The organism is Pseudanabaena sp. UWO310 (genome assembly GCF_006861605.1).
GTDB lineage: Bacteria > Cyanobacteriota > Cyanobacteriia > Pseudanabaenales > Pseudanabaenaceae > Pseudanabaena.
The window spans coordinates 40160-58302 of the sequence record NZ_SELU01000016.1 but is presented as its reverse complement, the minus strand read 5'-3'; the positions used below and the strand labels follow the sequence as shown (position 1 = coordinate 58302).

Sequence of the window (18143 nt, the reverse complement as noted above, 5' to 3'; positions counted from 1 at the left end):
GATCGCCACACCAATTTTAGCTTTATCCCCATTTAAGGTTGCATGACATTATATAAGGCTATAAAATTAAAAACCAGAAATAAAAGCTGTAGCGCACGCTGTGCGTGCGCTACAGCTTTTGGGGTTTTATATTTAATTGCACCTAGATACTTACTTTAGGGCTTGGTTTTAGGAGCAGTCGAAGAAGGGGGAACTTCGGGCTGGACGGGCTGTGGTGGTGGTTCTAGAGGAGCGGGTTGTTGGGGTGGGGGCTCTACGGGAGTGGCTACGGGGTTAGTGGTTACGGTAGAGGGTTGAGTAGTCTTTTGGGGCTGAGGTTCGGGCGTAGAGTTAGTATTATTAACGGGTGCAGGACTGCTGGTCGCATTGGGCGATGGCGTTTCAGTGGTTTTAGCCGCTGTGGTATCTTCCTTTGGGCGTTCGGGTTTATCATCACGGCGATCGCTACGATCATTGCGATCGCTATTGGCAGCCCCAGAAGTATAGGTAACCTTGTTGCGATTCGGGCTTTCGCTAGGCTTGGGTAAGTCAGCGCGACGAAACTCGATTTTGTTTGCTTCCTTGACCGAAGCCGTTACGCCAAATTCCGATGTAATTTGGGGCAGGCTAGCCAACTGAGTACTAAACCCAAAGATAAGTGAATTATTGGCAATGCTTTTAGCAATACTTTCTTTGTCAAGGCGTTTGGGAGTTGTCGCCTTGCCGTTAGCTTTGATGCTAATCTCTTCACCCTTACCGAGCGTTACAATTTCAGAAGTGCTTTTTAACAACACTGTAACCGTCCCATCTAGGGCAATTACCCGACGATCCTCTGCTGCCTTGGTAGGAATTTCTACGTATAAAGTGCCATCGTTACTAGAAATTTCGCCAAAGGGGGTTTGGATTTGAGCGGGAGCTTGACTATCTTTGGCAGCCCATGCCAACAAACGTCCGTTGTTAAATTCAACTTGATTTTGGGGTTTGAGGGTTAGACTCGATTGCCCACCAATGCGAATAATTGCCCCACTGCGTAAAGTTACTTGGGCAGTTGAGGAATCTTCGGTACTGACGCTTTCATTTACTTTGAGGGGTACACCAACGGTTGCAGGTCTGGGGGCATTGGCGTTGATGTATTTAACCCGCACTGGAAAACTGCGAATTTCACTGATTTCGGCGATCGCTTCCGTCGGTAAAGCCTCAGAGCTAAAAGGTTTAGCTGGCTGATTAAAAGCACAACTAGGCAGCATTACAGCTCCTAGAGATAAGACGAAAAGAGGCAAAATTCGTCCAGAGATTTTAGATAACTGCCAACGCTGCATCGTAAATTTTTTGTAGAGTCTACAAAGCCAGTTTTTTCGCTATACTAGAAAGTCTGGTTAAAACCGTAAATTCTAATATATACATATTAGTTCTAACATCGTTGTTTGACCATAGCTATCAGTAATTCTAATTATGATTGATGAAAGAGTGCTGATGGCAGACTTTCATGGATCTCAATCTATCTTCAAACGAGTAAGAGTCAAAAGCACATGGCAAAGAGTAATTTGCAGGTCATGCTGACCAAAAATGTTACAAAATTAGGTAAACTCGGCGACTTAGTATCGGTAACACCGGGTTATGCCCAAAATTTTCTCATACCTCAGGGTTTAGCTATTCGTGCTACCTCTGGTGTGGTTAAAGAAGTTGAAAGACGTAAGGAAGTCGAACGTCAACGTTTGATTGCCATTCGTCAAGAAGCCGAAAGCCGTAAGACTGCGCTCTCGACCATTGGCGGTTTTATTATCAAGAAAAAAGTTGGTGAAGGTAATGCGATCTTTGGTACTGTGACCGATCGCGAAGTCGCTCAGTTGATTACCGCGAAGTCGATGTTAGAAATCGATCACCGTGATATTACAATCCCTGAAATCAATCAAACAGGTACTTTTGATGTTTCGATCAAGCTTCATGCTGAAGTCACCGCAACAATCAAGATCCAAGTTATTCCCGAATAATTCAACTAAAAAAAGGGCGACGCAATGCGTCGCCCTTTTTTTGCTGCCTTTTTTTGCTGCCAAGTTATAGCTACCGCCAACTGTATCAGGACATAAAACCCAAGATCGTGTTGCCGCGCTCCGCGCGGCAACACGATCTTGGGTTTTAATTCTGTCCTAACAAGACTGGCGGTAGCTATAACTTGGCAGTAGCTATCGCCAAATGTACTAGGAACCCAATAAAAGAATAGCGGCGCGAAGCGCCGCCATTCTTTTATTGAGGGCAGCTTAAGAGCCAAGCTTGCGTATATTTGCCAGTTCCACCGCTAAGGCGATCGCTTCGATCGTACTGGCGGGATCGGCGAGCCCCTTGCCAGCGATATCAAAGGCAGTACCGTGATCGGGGGATGTCCTCACAAAGGGCAATCCGATTGTGGTATTCACCGCCCGATCAAAGGCTAAAAGCTTGACGGGAATTAAACCCTGATCGTGATACATCGCCAGATAAGCGTCATAACCAAGGTCAGTGCGATCGCGATCCTGCCAAGCCTTGGCAGGATTGAGCCACATGGTATCGGGAGGAATGGGGTTGCTAAGTTGGACATTGGGGTGTTGTTGACGATAGCGATCGATCGCAGGTTGCAGCCATTCCAGCTCCTCCCGTCCCAATTGCCCCTGTTCACCACTATGGGGATTGATCCCCGCGATCGCAATGCGCGGGTTAGCGATCCCAAAGTCCTGCCATAGCGATCGCCTTAATAGTTCTAATTTTTGCTCGATCAGTTGGGGGGTGAGCCTCTGCGTGACTTCATGTAAAGGAATATGGACTGTGGCTAGCAAAGTCCTCAATACCCAGTCAGTATGGGGAGACTTGCCCACAAACAACATACCAAAATCATCAACTTGGCTGCGCTCAGCAAGCAGTTCTGTTTGCCCAGCATAGTGATGTCCCGCTTGTTTCCATGCTGACTTGGCGATCGGGGCGGTGACGATCGCATCAAAGTCCCCCGCCAAGGTTGCCGCGATCGCCGCATCGAGATAGGCAAAACTTGCTGCTCCACTTGCCCGATTGCCGATCCCCAAGGAAATATCGCCCTCGGTGCAAATATCGACAATCTCTAAGCGCGAGGGGTCAGCCAGTGGCAGATTGCTATGATTTATTAACAAATTATAGGTTTCTTGCAAGTAACGGCGATCGCCAAAGATCGTGAATGTAGCCTCTAAACCACGTAAATTACGGGCTAAAGTACGATCTAAAGAGGGCTCTAAATTTGGCTCTAAAGAACCATCTAAATAGCGATCGGCAAGAGACTTTAGAATGATTTCCGTACCAATTCCTGCGGGATCGCCTATAGTGAGAGCTATTCGCGCTCTAGAGCTAGAATGAGATTTTGCTACAGAGCTTATATGGGAATTCCGCAGAGTATTCATTAAGTCAATTAAGTAATTCTCCAAAATTTTAATACACGCGATAAGATCGTGATCCGCCGTTAGCCCTCTTGACCACCACCAACGATGTCAGTTGATATTTCCTTAGAAACCCTCTGGAATCAAGTCCTCGAACTGCTTGAAAGCCAACTTAGCCGTCCTACCTATGAAGGATGGATCAAGACAGTTGTGGCAGATGGGCTTACGGCCGATCGCTTGACCATTCGTACGCCCTCTCTTTTTGCCAAAAATTGGCTGCATAAGTATTATTTTCAAAATATTACCGATGCGGTTACCGAGATTCTTGGTTATCCTGTCGAGATTCATATCGTCGCGGCTCCTAGTAGTGATCCGCCCACGGGACAACCCGAACTCAATCTAAATCTTGATGGTAAAGATGAAGTTAGTCAGGATGGGATGCTTGAAACAGCGATCGCCGCTGAGGCTGTGCAAGCCATGGCAGCCGCCATTCCCCCACCGCCCCTTGACAATGGTCAGAGTAATTCTCAAACCGAGAGTAATGGCAATGCACCGCGCCCTAGCAACCTCAATCGCAAGTATAATTTCAATCGTTTTGTAGTTGGCTCTACCAATCGGATGGCTCATGCGGCCGCTCTGGCTGTATCCGAAGCGCCGGGACGTGAGTTTAATCCCTTGTTTTTATGTGGTGGCGTGGGTCTAGGCAAGACCCATTTGATGCAAGCGATCGCCCATTACCGTCTGGAAATCGATCCAAAAGCCAGAATTGCCTATGTATCGACGGAGCAGTTTACGAACGATCTGATCTCGGCAATTCGTAAAGATAGTATGCAGAGATTTCGGGAGCTATATCGCGAGATCGATATGTTGATCGTCGATGATATTCAATTTATTGAAGGCAAGGAATACACTCAAGAGGAGTTTTTCCATACTTTTAATACGCTCTATGAAACGGGTAAACAAATTGTATTAGCGAGCGATCGCCCGCCTGCCCAGATTCCCCGTTTACAAGAGCGTCTTTGCTCACGCTTTTCGATGGGTTTGATTGCCGATATTCAAGTTCCCGATCTGGAAACCCGCATGGCGATTTTGCAAAAAAAAGCCGAATACGACAACCTCAAAATTCCCGCCGATGTCCTCCATTACATCGCCGCCAGCTACACTTCCAATATTCGCGAATTGGAAGGAGCGTTGGTGCGAACCGTTGCCTATATTTCGATTTCAGGGCTGCCCATGACGGTGGAAAATGTCGCGCCCGTGCTGAATCCCCCTAAAGAGCCTGTGGAAGTTTCGGCGGAGATGGTTTTAAGTGTGGTTACCGAAACCCTAAATATCGATCTAGCCGATCTGCTGGGCAATTCTCGCCGCCGTGAAATTAGTCAAGCCCGTCAATACGTCATGTATCTAATGCGCCAACATACGAATCTCAGCTTGCCCAAAATTGGCGAGGCAGTCGGTGGTAAAGACCATACTACGGTCATGTATAGCTGCGAAAAAGTTGCCCAATTGCAGTCCACTGATGGGGATATTGCTCAGTTATTACGCCAATTAAGCGATCGCATTTACCTAGTTGCCCAAACTAAAAATTAGGGAAAATTCATAGCGACTCAAAAGGCAAAAGATGAGTAGCAGGGCTTCGCGCTGCTACTCATCTTTTGGGTTTTCTGCCCTAAGCAAAACTTACGTTGCTACAATACATGTACAAAAAATTTACCTGTCTTGATTAGTTCAAAATTAGTTCAAACTTTTATGGCTAGCCTTCCTTCTCTTACTGGTGCTGAAATTCGGTCAAAATTCCTCAGGTTCTTTGAGGAGCGCGATCATAAGGTATTGCCTAGTGCCTCGCTCGTCCCTGCCGACCCGACGGTATTACTGACGATCGCGGGAATGCTACCATTTAAGCCAATTTTTTTAGGACAGCAGGAGGCGGAAGTCCCTCGCGCTACGACATCTCAAAAATGTATTCGGACAAATGATATTGAAAATGTCGGCAGAACCGCCCGTCATCATACATTTTTTGAAATGTTAGGCAATTTCAGCTTTGGCGATTACTTCAAAAAAGAAGCGATCGCTTGGGGATGGGAATTAGTCACGAAAGTATTTCAATTACCACCCGATCGCCTAGTGGTAAGCGTCTATCACACCGATGAGGATGCTTTTGCGATTTGGCGAGATGCGATCGGTATTCCCGCCCATCGGATTCAGCGGATGGGTGACGATAACTTCTGGGCATCGGGGGCGACGGGTCCCTGTGGTCCATGTTCCGAAATCTATTTTGATTTTCATCCTGAATTGGGCGATGATGCGATTGATTTAGAAGATGATTCGCGATTTTTAGAGATTTATAACCTCGTATTCATGGAATTAAATCGCGAAGCCGATGGCAGTCTCACTAAACTCAAAAAGCAAAATATTGATACGGGCTTGGGATTGGAACGGATGGCTCAGGTATTGCAAGGCGTTCCCAATAACTACGAAACGGATTTAATCTTCCCAATTGTCAAAAAAGCTGCCGATCTGGCAGGGCTCGATTATCACCAGAGCGATGAAAAGGTAAAGACTTCGCTGAAGGTGATCGGCGATCATGTACGTTCGGTCGTCCATATGATTGCTGATGGTATTAATGCTTCCAATGTCGGTCGTGGCTATGTCATGCGTCGTCTATTGCGGCGTGTGGTGCGGCATGGGCGCTTGATTGGCATTTCTGGAACCTTTGCCTCGGAAGTAGCAGAAGTGGCGATCGCCCTTTCGGAATCCGTCTATCCCAACACCCGTGAAAGGGAAAAAGTCATTAAAGACGAAATTCAAATAGAGGAAACTCGCTTCTTGCAAACCCTAGAGAGGGGCGAAAAATTACTGGTAGAAATACTCGAAAAAGCTGAATCGCAATCGAGTAAGACGATCTCAGGTGTAGATGCTTTCACACTCTATGACACCTACGGATTTCCGTTTGAACTGACCCAAGAAATCGCGGAAGAAGAAGGTTTTGTCGTCGATGCGGCAGGATTTGAGGCGGAAATGAAGAAGCAACAGGAGCGATCGCAAGCCGCCCATGAAGACATCGATCTAATGGCAAAGGATAGCTGGGTAAATATTGCCAAGGAAATTGGGAAAACGGAATTTCTCGGTTACAAAGAACTGGGCAGTTCCGCTCAGGTGAAAAGGATTCTAGTTAATGGAGAATCCGTAAAAACAGCGATCGCAGGTAATAAGGTACAAATCGTCTTAGATCGTACTCCTTTTTATGCCGAGTCAGGCGGACAGGTGGGAGATAAGGGCTATCTCGCCATTGGTGAAGCGATCGCCCAGATTAGTGATGTCCAGAAGCAAGCCGATTTATTCGTTCACATCGGACAGATAGAACGGGGTGAAATTACGGTCGGGGATCATGTTAACGCGCAAATCGCCCTATCCGATCGCCGCCGCATCCAAGCGCACCATACCGCCACCCACCTATTACAAGCCGCTCTCAAAAAGATCGTCGATCCTAATGTTTCCCAAGCTGGGTCTTTAGTTGATGGCGATCGTCTTCGTTTTGACTTCAATCTCAATCGAGCCGTGACTGCTGCCGAAATTCAGCAAATCGAGCTGCAAATCAATAACTGGATTGCCGAAGCCCATGATTCGGTAATTGAAGTGATGCCAATTGCTCAAGCCAAGGCTAAGGGAGCGATCGCCATGTTTGGCGAAAAATATGGAGCCGAAGTTCGCGTCATGGATATTCCTAACGTATCAATGGAACTTTGCGGGGGCACTCATGTAAAAAACACTAGCGAAATTGGTGTATTTAAAATCATTTCGGAAGCTGGTGTTGCCTCTGGGGTAAGGCGGATCGAAGCGATCGCAGGTCAAGCCGTCCTCGAATATTTAACTGTCCGCGACAATATCGCCAAGGATTTAAGCGATCGCTTCAAGATTAAACCTGAAGAAATTAGCGATCGGATTACAGGGCTGCAACAGGAGCTTAAAACTGCCCACAAAGAGGTGGAAACTCTCAAACAAGAATTAGCCCTCGTCAAAGCTGACACCCTCATCCATGAAGCCGAAGCAGTGGGTTCCTTTAAGATCCTAGTCGCGCAACTTCCCGATATCGAAGCAGAAGCTCTGAAAGCTGCTGCCGAAAAACTAGCGGCAAAGTTAGGACATAGTGCGGTCGTCCTTGGGTCTTTTAGCCCAGACGGGAAGGTGACATTGGTTGCTTGCTTCAGTAAGGAGGTTATCGCGAAAGGACTGCAAGCGGGTAAATTTGTCGGTGCGATCGCGAAAATCTGCGGTGGTGGCGGCGGCGGTCGTCCCAACCTCGCCCAAGCTGGCGGCAAGGATGCGGGTAAGTTGCCAGAAGCGCTTGAAGCGGCTGAAACTCAATTAAGACAAGTTCTGAGCAATTCTTAGTTTTTAGTTTTTAGTTTTTGGTTTTTAGTTTTTTCTATGTTTTATAGCTATCGCCACGTTATAGAACAAAAAATCGAAAGGGTGATTGGCGGCGCAAAGCACCGCCAATCACCCTTTTGATTTTCCCAACTGATTTTGTAGAGTTTAATAACTTTAATAACTATGCTGACGAATATCAAAATGTTAATGGCAGCTTGTAAAAAGTTGTCCTTTGACTATGAGATCTTGCATCCCAATCAGAATTTAGTCAAAGTTAAACTGCGCGATCGCGCAGTTTACTTCACTAACTATGCAACACCATTGACTCCTCAATCTGTTGCCGAAATTTTTAAAGATAAACAGTATTTTTATCAAGTTTTCCAAGATGTGGTGAAGATGCCGCGCACTATGTCTTATATTTCTCCCTATTGCGATGAGAAATATAAAGAGTATTTGCAATTTTCTTCCATTGACGAAATCCTGACGGAAATCGAGAAACATTTTGAGTTGCCACTCATTTTAAAAAGAAATCGGGGTTCGGGGGGAAGCAATGTTTTCAAATGCCACGATCCGCAGCAAATGAGAAATGCTTTAAATGTCATCTTTGATATTAATTCTAAGAGTTATGACTATGTTGCCCTCGCCCAAGAGCCTATTAATATTGTGAAAGAATATCGCTCTGTCTGTCTCAATAGCGAACAGATAATTTTGTATGACAAGGATTTTTCGCAGGCGAAGTTTACAGGCAATCTCAGCCCTTTGCATTGGGAGGGTGCGATCGCCAAAAAAGTCAATGACCCAGAAACGTTAGAGGCGATCGCTAGGTTTATTCAACCGATTTTCCAGAAAATGCCGATCGCCTATGTTGGGCTAGATGTGGCGCTAGACGATCGAGGTAAGTACTGGTTAATTGAAGCAAATTCCCATCCTAATTTTGATATCTTCATTCGCGACAATGGAGAAGATGCGATCGTGAATCTTTTTGAAAGGATTTTAAAGTATTTAAACACTCCAGCATAGTTATCACTGCCATCAACTAAATAGTGTTACCGTGCTCCGCACGGTAACACTATTTTGGGGTTTATTTTTTGTCCTGACAAAACTGGCGATATCTATAGCTACAGTCACTTGACTTAGGACAAATCAAACCCCAAGAATTGATTGGCGGCGCGAAGCGCCGCCAATCAATTCTTGGGGTTTATGTCCTATTAGACTTGGCGACAGCTATATAAATCATAAAAAAGCCCCAAGGAGGAAAGTTGTTGCTTTGCAACAATTTTCCTCCTTGGGGCTTTTATGCAAAAAGAGAGAGGGAAGCGCATAACACTCCCCTCTCTCTTTTTCTATGGAAGAAGAATTACATTAAGCCGATTTGAGAAAGAATACCTTGACCAGTGAGCAACTCTGTTGCCAAACCGATAACGAAGCCAAGCATTGCAAGACGACCGTTCCAAGTTTCAGCGAAGTTGTTAAAACCAAATTTGGGTTCTGTAGTAGTGTCAGACATTGCAATAATCTCCTTTGATGTTTAGACTGTTAACTTTGAAGATAAGAATCTTTGCTTGTCTTAATAATACTTTATATTTCTTAACGGTCTATCCTACTAAAGATAGATTCGATCAAGTTATACCAATTCACGAAAGTGTGACAACACTTTTGTGAATTAAAAAACAAACCCAGTAAGGGTTTTCAAAGCTCAAAATGGCTACGCCATTTTGAGCTTTGGTATTAAGGGGCTAGACAAGATTAAATATCAAAGCCCTAAAGATGAGTGGCGGCGCGGAGCGCCGCCACTCATCTTTAGGGCTTTATAGCCAAGTTAAGAAATGGCTACGCCATTTCTTAACTTGGTATTAGATATTAATGCTTTGAGGAATCCGTGATGGTTTTAAGTAATTGTAATCAGCAACCCTAGTCTCATTGCGCGACTTAATTGTAGACTCGATCGCTTTTAACCCATCTTGAAAATCGCGTAAGGGTTGCTGAAGGCGATCGTCGTTGAAATAATCTGAACCATAGTCGCCTAGAGTCGTGTAATAAACAGATCCCAGAATATAGGTCATGGTCAATTGACTCTTAGCTTGGTCGATGGGCGGTAGCATGGCAAAGAAATCTGCTTCCGTTGCGCCAGTGGTTGCCGTTGGTGCGGGAGTATAGCCCGCTAGGGGAATTGCTGGCGTGTAGTCCATCAAATCTCCCTGAGGGAAGTTTACCGCCGCATGTTGAGCGCTGCTGGTAAAGATCAGCAATGTCACCGCATCGACCAAATAATCGAAGGTCTGAATCTGACCATTTTGACCAAAACTCTTGACGCGCCCGCCATCAACCGAGGTAATTTCCTTCGCCCATGCTTGCAGTTCCGAATCTCTAAGGACATCAGTATCGCTGAAATAATAGATGGATAGATAGTTTTTGACCCAAGTTGCGATCGCTCCCCAGACCAATAAAGCATCATCGCGATAGGGATAATCGGGCAGCATATTGACATCGTCCACTCCCCTCTTCTTCAGGGCTACAGGCAACATCGCTTCATTGAAGTTATAGTTCTCAACGGACTGTGCTGACAGGGTGCGCGAGGAAGTGATCGTTCCCGCTAGTAGACTATCCACGGTTCCACCAGCACTAATCAGTCCCGATTGAGCAGCATTATTGATCGCTAAAGTTCCTTGGAAATGAGGCTTGAGCAGAATATACAAAGGATGATTGCTGGCAAGTTGGCGATTAGTCGCGATCGCAAAGGGTTCGATAAATAAATGGGTTCTACCTAAATGGCTAATCAGTTCGTGGTAATTGGCATCAGCAATCTGGACAACGGTTTTAGCTAGAAGCCAGTTCGGTTCATCATCAGCCTGACAGACAAAGATGGGATAAGCACTAGGGTCTTGCCCTAATTGAATAGCGATCGGTGTCAAACTCTGCTGTCCTTTGGGAACGGCAAACAATGCCAAAGGTGCATTTATATACTTTTGCGCTCCCTTAGGAAACGTACCGCCCGCGATCGCCGTTAGCTCTGCATAATCAGCCAGATACAAGCGACCTTGCGCTCCAGCCTCAGCGAGAGAGTCCCCCGCTAACACCGTTTGAAACTGATCTTCCGTGAGAGGAAATTTCGCATCTAAGGTCTTGATACGTTGGATCGTCACAGGGTTAAATCCAGCAACGCGAAGCCTTGCAAACTCAGAATTAGTTGTAAAACTTTGACTGATCTTGGGCAAAGAAATAATCCAAAAAAGATCGTTATATTCCTTAATGTTTGAACCTTCGACATTGGTGGGTTCAGTCTCTAATAGGGTGGGAATCTCTGATAATAGCCCTATTATTGCGGAATTCGACTGAGCAACGCCAGCTTCAAGTAAACGTTTTGAGAAGTCTTGTTGCCTAGCTTTAGAGGCATTTTTACCCTTTTCACTCAAGAGGAAAGGATTCGCAATATCATTTAATAAAATTTCGATAACTGCCTTTCCTACCAATAAGCCCCAAGACAATGAGAACTGCTCGCCAGTTGGCACTTTTTCGACCATCGGCAAGGGGGCAACATAGGTGTAGTTATACTGATAGAGCTGTCTAGACTGGTTGAGCAGAGCCTGTCGTCGATCGGTTTCGGGATCGTTTTGAGGTAATAGGGGATATTTACTTGAAGGCGATCGCCGCAATATTAAACTTGCTAAGTCGGACAACTTAGTCGCAAGGAAATTTAATATTTGGGCAATACCACGCAAAATCGAAGAGATCATGGATGCACCTTAAAATCTGTACATCCATATATAAAACTTTAATGATGTAATTTAGATAAATTTTTTTAAAGGATGAGGGCAGGGTAAAGCACTGCCCTCATCCTACAGCGCTTTGCGCTCAAACCCAAACCAAGGAAATTTTTGAGAGCGTTGCTTCGCAACGATTTCAAAAATTTCCTTGTGGTTCGTTTGATCGATAATTGCTGGTCGTGCTTTACTTGACCAATCCCGCTCTAAGCGCTCTTACGGCTGCTTGGGTGCGATCGTCAGCACATAGCTTATTTAAAATATTACGTACGTGGGTTTTGACCGTTCCAACTGTGATATAGAGGCGTTCGGCAATTTCCGCATTGCTATTGCCATTGACGATCTCGGATAACACTTCTAATTCGCGCTCGGTCAGGGGTGTGGCTTCCAAAACCTGTTTGTAGTCTGCTTCGGCGGCATCAATTTCCACCGTTGCCTCACGGCGGCGCACCTGTTGCAAAACAATGCTGGCGATCGCAGGATCGATCCACGAATTCCCTTCAGCAGTTAGTTTCAGAGCCTGAACGAGATTTTCCGAGCTAATATCTTTGATGCAATAGGAATCGGCACCTGCCGCGAAGGCGGCTAATACGATTTCTTGGCTATCGGTAAGGGTCAGGATTAAAACTTTAGTGGCTCTACCTGCTTCGGTGGCGGCTGCCTTAATTTGGCGCGTTACCTCAACACCATCCATATCAGGTAAGCCCAAATCGACGATCGCCACATCAGGCTGTTGACTGTTTACTAAGGCAACGCCTTCTGCACCCGTCGCCGCTTCCCCCACAAACAGAAGCTCTCCTTGCTGTTGCAAAGCGATCTTCATGCCCATGCGGGTCAGGTCATGGTCTTCAATTAGGACAACACGAATCGAACTCATAAGCACTTTTGCAGATTATGCAGGGTCTGTATTGATACCAGAATCTCATAGAAGGGGTAATAAAAACCAAATAAGTAGCTAGGCACAATTAAAAAGCAGAGGCAAAAGTCGTAGTGCAAGCTGAGCTTGCACTACGACTTTTCGGTTTTATATTTAATTGCGCCTATCCGCTTTCTTGGTAAAACCAATTATTACGAGCAATAAGTAGCTAGGCATAATTAATTACAAACCAAAACCCCATAGAGAGTTGCGGCGCAAAGCGCCGCAACTCTCTATGGGGTTTGATGTCCTGACTTATACCAATTCCCAAAATAGCATTGCCATTTTAGGAATCTCAAAACTTTACTGGGTTTGGTGTTTAATTCCCAAAAGTGTTGTCACACTTTCGTGAATTGGTATTAAGTGAATATAGCTATATATAGCTACAGTCACTTGACTTAGGACAAATCAAACCCCAAGAATTGACTGGCGGAGCGAAGCGCCGCCAGTCAATTCTTGGGGTTTATGTCCTAATCCACTTGGCGACAGCTATAAAGACACAATCAGAACCCTTACCTCCTTAATTTTTACCAACAACAAAAGACTTATCAATGCTTTGATCGTATTTTGTGCCGCTCTTGGTGATTTGATTGATGACAATGCCATAGCCCACGTTGTAATCGGCTTTAAGCCAAGGGGAACAGTATCTGCCCACGGGGAGGGTATAGGTATTGCCATTGACGATCGCGCCATCACTGGGCTGCAATTTGGGAGGAATTTTGAAAGTAATACTGCGCCGTTTGACATAATCGTTTGCCACTACTCCCGTCGCCGATTGTTTGCTAAAGCATTGCACTTCGATCTGGGTATCCTTGAGCAATTCGCGGACATTGCCCCGATCGCTCAAAATTAGTTGGTTATCGTTTCCGACTCCTGAGATACTCTGCACTTGAAATGACTTAACACGGTCGGGGGCAAAGCCTCCTGTAATTTTGACGACTTGCAGGTTGTCGGCGGAGTTGGTAGGCAGAACTTGATATTCTAAGGTTCCGGGCAATTGATACTGGATTTCGGCTACTTCGTCGCGGACATTAGCGATCGCACCAATCTCCACGCGATCAATCCCTAATGTTTTTGGTGTTTCTGGAGCAGCCCAATCAAATCGATAAAATAGTCGTGCGGTATCTTTGAGATAGGTATAGCGATCGGACACATCAGAACTAGCTCGCAGCAGTTTCGCTAAACCATTGCGCTCGACCCAAATATTTTTGATCAGACCGACTTTCTTCCCGATCGCATCCGCTAAGGGAGTGCGATCGCTGATTATCTCCGCAGGAATATCTAAACGCGGTACGAGCGTGACTTTGCCATAACTACCCATCTCGCCATCGCGTCCATCATTACCATTCTCTCCGTCAAGTCCTCTACGGCAGGAATAGTAGTCAGAACGAGAAACGCCTTTATAGGTGCGCCGATAGAGCCAATCATCGCGACGATATTCCGATACTCGCGAAGATGGGCGATCGTAATCATCGCCTGATCGATAGCATAGCTTTGTATCCCTAGAATAGGATTGCCATTCAGCTTTATCATCATTAAAAGGACGACGGGTAATTTCCCAATCACAATATTTAATCCGCCATTCCGTTTCTTGGCATTCACATCCCTTTCCACCCACCGCACTACGTCCATTGCGACCGCCTTTGCCGCCCGAATTACGAATTTCTAGCTGCTGAAGGGCGGTGGCATCCGTATAAAAGACCGTCGCGTTTCCACCATTGCCGCCACGCCCCCCATTGCCACCATCGCCGCCACGACCACCCGATGCACCCACTAACGAATACTCAGGACGATAGGGCTGCTCACACATACTTGCCGATCGCCCAGTTTTTCCATCTTGGGCATCATCTCCCATGATCCCTGTGAGATTATAGACCGCAGGTTTGCCATCGAGGATAATTTTGGTGTCTTGACCATCGCGCCCATTGCGCCCATCCTTGCCCCGACTGCCATCTTGCCCTACTTGTCCAAAGGTGGTTTCAGCGATCGCCCCTGCATTAAAGGTCGTACTCACTAGTGGTAAGGTCAGAATTGCGATCGATAAAGTACGAACAAGTAATTGATTGTTCCACATGCCTAAAGCCTTTGAAATTAATTTAATATGTTGACACCGTCATTTCAGCCTGAGTTCCAAGCATAGGTAGCTAGGCATAATTAAAAAACAAACCCAGAGAGCGTACCGCCCGCTACGCGGGCGGTACGCTCTTCTAGGTTTGCCTAGCTACTTAATTGCTCCAAAATTACTGATCCAAAATTACATTTTAAAAATTATGTCTCTAAATTTATCTCTAAATTTATGTCTCTAAATCAAGGTCAACAACTGGAAAACTATAGTGCTAAGCACCCTCAAGAGGTATTGCTAGTAAAACTAAAACTCGGAGAAGAACTTGATGAAGTGATGATTTTCAAGGGTTTTTCTAGCTCATTAATGCGATCGACAGCTTTCGATCCCGATGTCCCCGTAATTTCCGATCGCGCCGAAATTTTAACCATCGATCGCCTCACAGCACCTTACCGACCAAATCAGCCTAACTATATCCAACAGGGGATAACATGGGAAGGGTTTAAAGATTATTTGTGAGGCAGAAACCTCACAATTTTAACGTGGTTACTATGCTTGAAGAAACCCGCCAATCAATCTATAGAAAGCAGGTAAAAATTGCCTCATTGCTGCTATACCAAAATATATTAGAGCAGGAAGTATGGAAAAGCTATGTCAAACTATTACATAGCCTTGCCAACTTCGCTTTGGACGGTCATGAAAACAGTTCGCGCCATCTTAGTTATTTATTTGCCTATGGTAAGTGGTTTAGAGCCATTGCAGCTACAGGCTATAACTGGCGGGACTACGTAATTTTACAAATCCTAACCTCCGACAATCCCTTTAGTCGGCAATCGCAAACTATTCCCTTCGATCGCTTATCCATTGCTTTAGTTGCGGCGGCAAAGCATGACCTCAAAATTTTAGAAGAGCTGAGTCTCTGGGGTGGGGATAAACTCGTCGATTGGATTGAGGCTTTAGGCGATCGCCTCGTCACTTGGCAGTTGGCAGAAAGTAATATGTCAAAGCTTCCCGAAATTAAGCGATCGCTAATTCTGAAGTTTCAAACAGCCGATGATTGGACGCAACTGTTACCTGAATTAGCCAATTATTACCAACAATCGGGCACGGGCATATTTACCGATTACGATGCTTTTCGTTGGCGCAAAGGTCATTTACAGGGAATTCCCCATCCCGATCTGGTGCAGTTATCCGATCTCATCGGCTACGAAACACAGCGACAAACCCTTTACAAAAATACTGAAGCTTTTTTGTCAGGTTACCCCGCCCTCCATGTGCTGCTCTATGGCAGTCGCGGTACGGGCAAGTCTTCCATGGTGAAGTCATTAATGTATGCCTATCGCGATCGCGGATTACGCATAATTGAGGTGACGAAAAACGACCTTAAGGACTTACCAATCATTGCTGATATAGTGCGACAGTCTCCCCAGAAATTTATCATTTTTGTTGATGACCTATCCTTTGAAGAAGAAAGTGAAGACTACAAGGCTCTTAAGGTCATGCTAGAGGGTAATCTCTCGTCCCAACCCAGTAATCTGTTGGTTTACGCCACCTCTAACCGTCGTCATTTGTTACGTGAATATTTTAGCGATCGCCCTAGTCTGAGAGATCTAAGCAATAGCAAAGAGGTCAATCCTTGGGACACCATGCAAGAAAAACTATCCCTCAGCGATCGCTTTGGTTTGACTTTAACCTTTTTGCAAGCCGATCAAGAAATTTATCTTAAAATCGTGCATCATCTTGCAAAACGTGCGGGGATTAATTTAATGAATGAGGATCTCGATTTTCGCGCTTTACAATGGGCTACTCGCCACAACGGTCAATCGGGGCGTACCGCCCAGCAGTTCGTGGATTTTTTGCAAGCCGATCTCCAAATTAAGAATTGAGAGTAGCTAGGCACAATTCAATATACAACCCCAAAAACTGTAGCGCAAGCTGCGCTTGCACTACAGGTTTTAAGATTTTAACTATGCCCAGCTATTTAACGTGAGTTCGGTTTAAGCTAGCAAGTTTTAAAAGCCCAAAAGTAAAAGCCTTGCTACGCAAGGCTTTTACTTTTGGGCTTTGAGAAAGGGTTTGCGTAGCAAACCCTTTCTCAAAGCCCGTTTCAAATTATCCCGAACTCCCGTTATTTAGTAACAAGATGGGATAAATTTACTTTTTAAAAGTCCATTTCTGATGAGACAAAAAATTAAAAATCATCATCATAATAGTAATCAAAACAAATGCATATAAATACCAAACATGAAAAATATCCACCAATAAATACATCAAGCTAGAAACCATTAAAAAGCTTGAAATCATTACAGCATAATACTTTGCCAACCCTTCCCAGAATTCACCTTTTGTCCTTTTAAAAGTAAAGCGCCTATTCAAATAAAATCCTATATAGTTAACAACAACTGTTTGGATTAAAACAGACAAGAGATAGTGAAAATTTAATATACCCGTAAGAATATATAGTATGACTATATTTAGAAAAGCGCAAAAACCTCCCACCATAAAAAATCTTAAAAATTGATTTTCTAGAGAAACATAGGAAGCTTTGGATTTGAGATATTTCATACTAATGCTTGACTCTAGTAATTAACTGATGTTAGTTATTAAGTAAGTGGGCTTAATTAAATATAAAACCCTAAAACCTGCAGCGCACGCGCAGCGTGCGCCGCAGGTTTTAGATCTGGATTTTAATTATGCTGAGGTACTTAGTCTGACTTTCAATCTTGCCGTGACCCTTTCCCAGATACGAGAGTATTGCCAGTATCGATACCATCCCGCAGTCCCTAATACTAAAAAAGAGACTAAAAGCTTCAACAAATTAACCTTCTGTCCGTGAATTATTCCCGCTAAAGCTGTATTCATGCGGATGGAAAAAATGGCGATTCTTTTGGTGTTATGGCGAGACTTTTGCGATGCTTGCCATAGTTTTAAATGCCTGTTTAACACTATGGCGTGCTGTTGTTGAAAATCATGCAAATAGGAACTCCTCACTATGGTTTGGGAATCTGCATGAATGCGAAAAGCAGAAAGGGGATGGGGATAATACATAGCTGAGCCAAGGGCTGCAAGCTTTAGCCAAAAATCCCAGTCGGCTGTGTACCATAGCTTTTCATCTAGTCCGCCAACCTGCAAAGCGGCTTCTCTTCTAAAAATGGGAGCAGGAATGGCAATAAAATTCTGGATGAGTAACCTCTTAACCAGTGTATGTGGAGGGGTTGCCAATGGATATTTCGGTAACGGACTTTTCCATAAGCCCAAACATTTGCCATCACGATCAATAAATTGGGAAGCATGTAAAAATAAATTTACCTGCGGATGTTTATCAATTAGAGATTTCATGATGCGAAGTCGATCGTCGAGCCAAATGTCATCCTGATGTAAGAAACAGACATAATCAGCAGTAGCAATAGATAGAATATGGTTGGTAGTTGCCACCCAATTCCCTTTTCGCAATCCCTGAATAACTTTAAGTGGAAGTTTATCTACATAGTCGTTCAGAATTTCAAGGGTTCCATCGGTCGATCCATCGTCGATCGCGATACATTCAATTTGGCGATCGCCCTGCCTGAGAATTGAATCTAGAGTGAATCGGAGATAATCTTTGCCGTTATACGTGGGAATTAAAACTGATAACCAAGGTCGATCCATGTTTTTCTATTTTTATATTATATTCTCAA

At 44.8% G+C, this 18143-nt stretch carries 14 protein-coding genes; 6 read left to right on the top strand and 8 right to left on the bottom strand.

The window, feature by feature from the left end:
* Positions 1–155 precede the first annotated feature (155 nt).
* Positions 156–1298 carry a FecR domain-containing protein gene (locus PseudUWO310_RS07300; protein ID WP_142600061.1) on the bottom strand — a complete coding sequence of 381 codons (1143 nt, stop codon included), beginning with the start codon at positions 1296–1298 and terminating at the stop codon, positions 156–158.
* Between the two features lie 210 nt (positions 1299–1508).
* On the opposite strand from PseudUWO310_RS07300, the gene rplI reads away from it, so the two are divergent.
* Positions 1509–1970, top strand: coding sequence for a 50S ribosomal protein L9 (rplI, locus tag PseudUWO310_RS07295; RefSeq protein ID WP_142600060.1), 462 nt, complete (start codon positions 1509–1511; stop codon positions 1968–1970).
* Positions 1971–2237: 267 nt separating this feature from the next.
* On the opposite strand, the gene pdxA is transcribed toward rplI, so the two are convergent.
* Positions 2238–3380, bottom strand: a complete 1143-nt coding sequence (gene pdxA, locus PseudUWO310_RS07290) for a 4-hydroxythreonine-4-phosphate dehydrogenase PdxA (protein ID WP_142600059.1) — start codon at positions 3378–3380, stop codon at positions 2238–2240.
* An 84-nt stretch (positions 3381–3464) separates the two neighbouring features.
* Between pdxA and dnaA the strand changes: the two genes are divergently transcribed.
* The 3 genes from dnaA to PseudUWO310_RS07275 all read left to right on the top strand — a co-directional run bounded on the left by dnaA (position 3465) and on the right by PseudUWO310_RS07275 (position 8747).
* Positions 3465–4946: a chromosomal replication initiator protein DnaA gene (gene dnaA / locus PseudUWO310_RS07285; RefSeq protein WP_142600058.1), complete on the top strand. Its 1482-nt coding sequence runs from the start codon at positions 3465–3467 to the stop codon at positions 4944–4946.
* Positions 4947–5105: 159 nt separating this feature from the next.
* Positions 5106–7748, top strand: coding sequence for an alanine--tRNA ligase (alaS, locus tag PseudUWO310_RS07280; RefSeq protein WP_142600057.1), 2643 nt, complete (start codon positions 5106–5108; stop codon positions 7746–7748).
* A 162-nt stretch (positions 7749–7910) separates the two neighbouring features.
* Positions 7911–8747: a RimK family alpha-L-glutamate ligase gene (locus tag PseudUWO310_RS07275; protein WP_142600056.1), complete on the top strand. Its 837-nt coding sequence runs from the start codon at positions 7911–7913 to the stop codon at positions 8745–8747.
* Between the two features lie 337 nt (positions 8748–9084).
* Here PseudUWO310_RS07275 and PseudUWO310_RS07270 read toward each other — a convergent pair whose 3' ends face one another.
* The 4 genes from PseudUWO310_RS07270 to PseudUWO310_RS07255 all read right to left on the bottom strand — a co-directional run bounded on the left by PseudUWO310_RS07270 (position 9085) and on the right by PseudUWO310_RS07255 (position 14478).
* Positions 9085–9234, bottom strand: a complete 150-nt coding sequence (locus tag PseudUWO310_RS07270; RefSeq protein WP_009628724.1) for a chlorophyll a/b-binding protein — start codon at positions 9232–9234, stop codon at positions 9085–9087.
* 346 nt (positions 9235–9580) lie between these two features.
* Positions 9581–11461, bottom strand: coding sequence for a lipoxygenase family protein (locus PseudUWO310_RS07265; RefSeq protein WP_142600055.1), 1881 nt, complete (start codon positions 11459–11461; stop codon positions 9581–9583).
* A gap of 214 nt (positions 11462–11675) precedes the next feature.
* A complete protein-coding gene (locus PseudUWO310_RS07260; protein ID WP_055077132.1) occupies positions 11676–12365 on the bottom strand; it encodes a response regulator in 690 nt (229 codons plus the stop codon).
* Between the two features lie 559 nt (positions 12366–12924).
* On the bottom strand, positions 12925–14478 hold the full coding sequence (locus tag PseudUWO310_RS07255) for a hypothetical protein (RefSeq protein WP_142600054.1): 1554 nt from the start codon (positions 14476–14478) through the stop codon (positions 12925–12927).
* A gap of 222 nt (positions 14479–14700) precedes the next feature.
* Here PseudUWO310_RS07255 and PseudUWO310_RS07250 point away from each other — a divergent pair, with 222 nt between their 5' ends.
* Both PseudUWO310_RS07250 and PseudUWO310_RS07245 read left to right on the top strand, forming a co-directional pair.
* Positions 14701–14985, top strand: coding sequence for a hypothetical protein (locus PseudUWO310_RS07250; RefSeq protein WP_055074569.1), 285 nt, complete (start codon positions 14701–14703; stop codon positions 14983–14985).
* Between the two features lie 32 nt (positions 14986–15017).
* Positions 15018–16352 (top strand): ATP-binding protein, encoded by a 1335-nt coding sequence (locus PseudUWO310_RS07245; protein ID WP_142600053.1) that lies wholly within the window; start codon positions 15018–15020, stop codon positions 16350–16352.
* Between the two features lie 268 nt (positions 16353–16620).
* Here PseudUWO310_RS07245 and PseudUWO310_RS07240 read toward each other — a convergent pair whose 3' ends face one another.
* Both PseudUWO310_RS07240 and PseudUWO310_RS07235 read right to left on the bottom strand, forming a co-directional pair.
* Positions 16621–17031: a GtrA family protein gene (locus PseudUWO310_RS07240; RefSeq protein ID WP_142600052.1), complete on the bottom strand. Its 411-nt coding sequence runs from the start codon at positions 17029–17031 to the stop codon at positions 16621–16623.
* Between the two features lie 126 nt (positions 17032–17157).
* Positions 17158–18114, bottom strand: a complete 957-nt coding sequence (locus tag PseudUWO310_RS07235) for a glycosyltransferase (RefSeq protein WP_142600051.1) — start codon at positions 18112–18114, stop codon at positions 17158–17160.
* Positions 18115–18143: the final 29 nt, after the last annotated feature.

Coding starts and splice junctions, on each gene's coding strand:
- PseudUWO310_RS07300 (WP_142600061.1), bottom strand. CDS start 1,298: ATGCAGCGTTGGCAGTTATCTAAAATCTCTGGACGAATTTTGCCTCTT.
- rplI (WP_142600060.1), top strand. CDS start 1,509: ATGGCAAAGAGTAATTTGCAGGTCATGCTGACCAAAAATGTTACAAAA.
- pdxA (WP_142600059.1), bottom strand. CDS start 3,380: ATGAATACTCTGCGGAATTCCCATATAAGCTCTGTAGCAAAATCTCAT.
- dnaA (WP_142600058.1), top strand. CDS start 3,465: ATGTCAGTTGATATTTCCTTAGAAACCCTCTGGAATCAAGTCCTCGAA.
- alaS (WP_142600057.1), top strand. CDS start 5,106: ATGGCTAGCCTTCCTTCTCTTACTGGTGCTGAAATTCGGTCAAAATTC.
- PseudUWO310_RS07275 (WP_142600056.1), top strand. CDS start 7,911: ATGCTGACGAATATCAAAATGTTAATGGCAGCTTGTAAAAAGTTGTCC.
- PseudUWO310_RS07270 (WP_009628724.1), bottom strand. CDS start 9,234: ATGTCTGACACTACTACAGAACCCAAATTTGGTTTTAACAACTTCGCT.
- PseudUWO310_RS07265 (WP_142600055.1), bottom strand. CDS start 11,461: ATGATCTCTTCGATTTTGCGTGGTATTGCCCAAATATTAAATTTCCTT.
- PseudUWO310_RS07260 (WP_055077132.1), bottom strand. CDS start 12,365: ATGAGTTCGATTCGTGTTGTCCTAATTGAAGACCATGACCTGACCCGC.
- PseudUWO310_RS07255 (WP_142600054.1), bottom strand. CDS start 14,478: ATGTGGAACAATCAATTACTTGTTCGTACTTTATCGATCGCAATTCTG.
- PseudUWO310_RS07250 (WP_055074569.1), top strand. CDS start 14,701: ATGTCTCTAAATCAAGGTCAACAACTGGAAAACTATAGTGCTAAGCAC.
- PseudUWO310_RS07245 (WP_142600053.1), top strand. CDS start 15,018: ATGCTTGAAGAAACCCGCCAATCAATCTATAGAAAGCAGGTAAAAATT.
- PseudUWO310_RS07240 (WP_142600052.1), bottom strand. CDS start 17,031: ATGAAATATCTCAAATCCAAAGCTTCCTATGTTTCTCTAGAAAATCAA.
- PseudUWO310_RS07235 (WP_142600051.1), bottom strand. CDS start 18,114: ATGGATCGACCTTGGTTATCAGTTTTAATTCCCACGTATAACGGCAAA.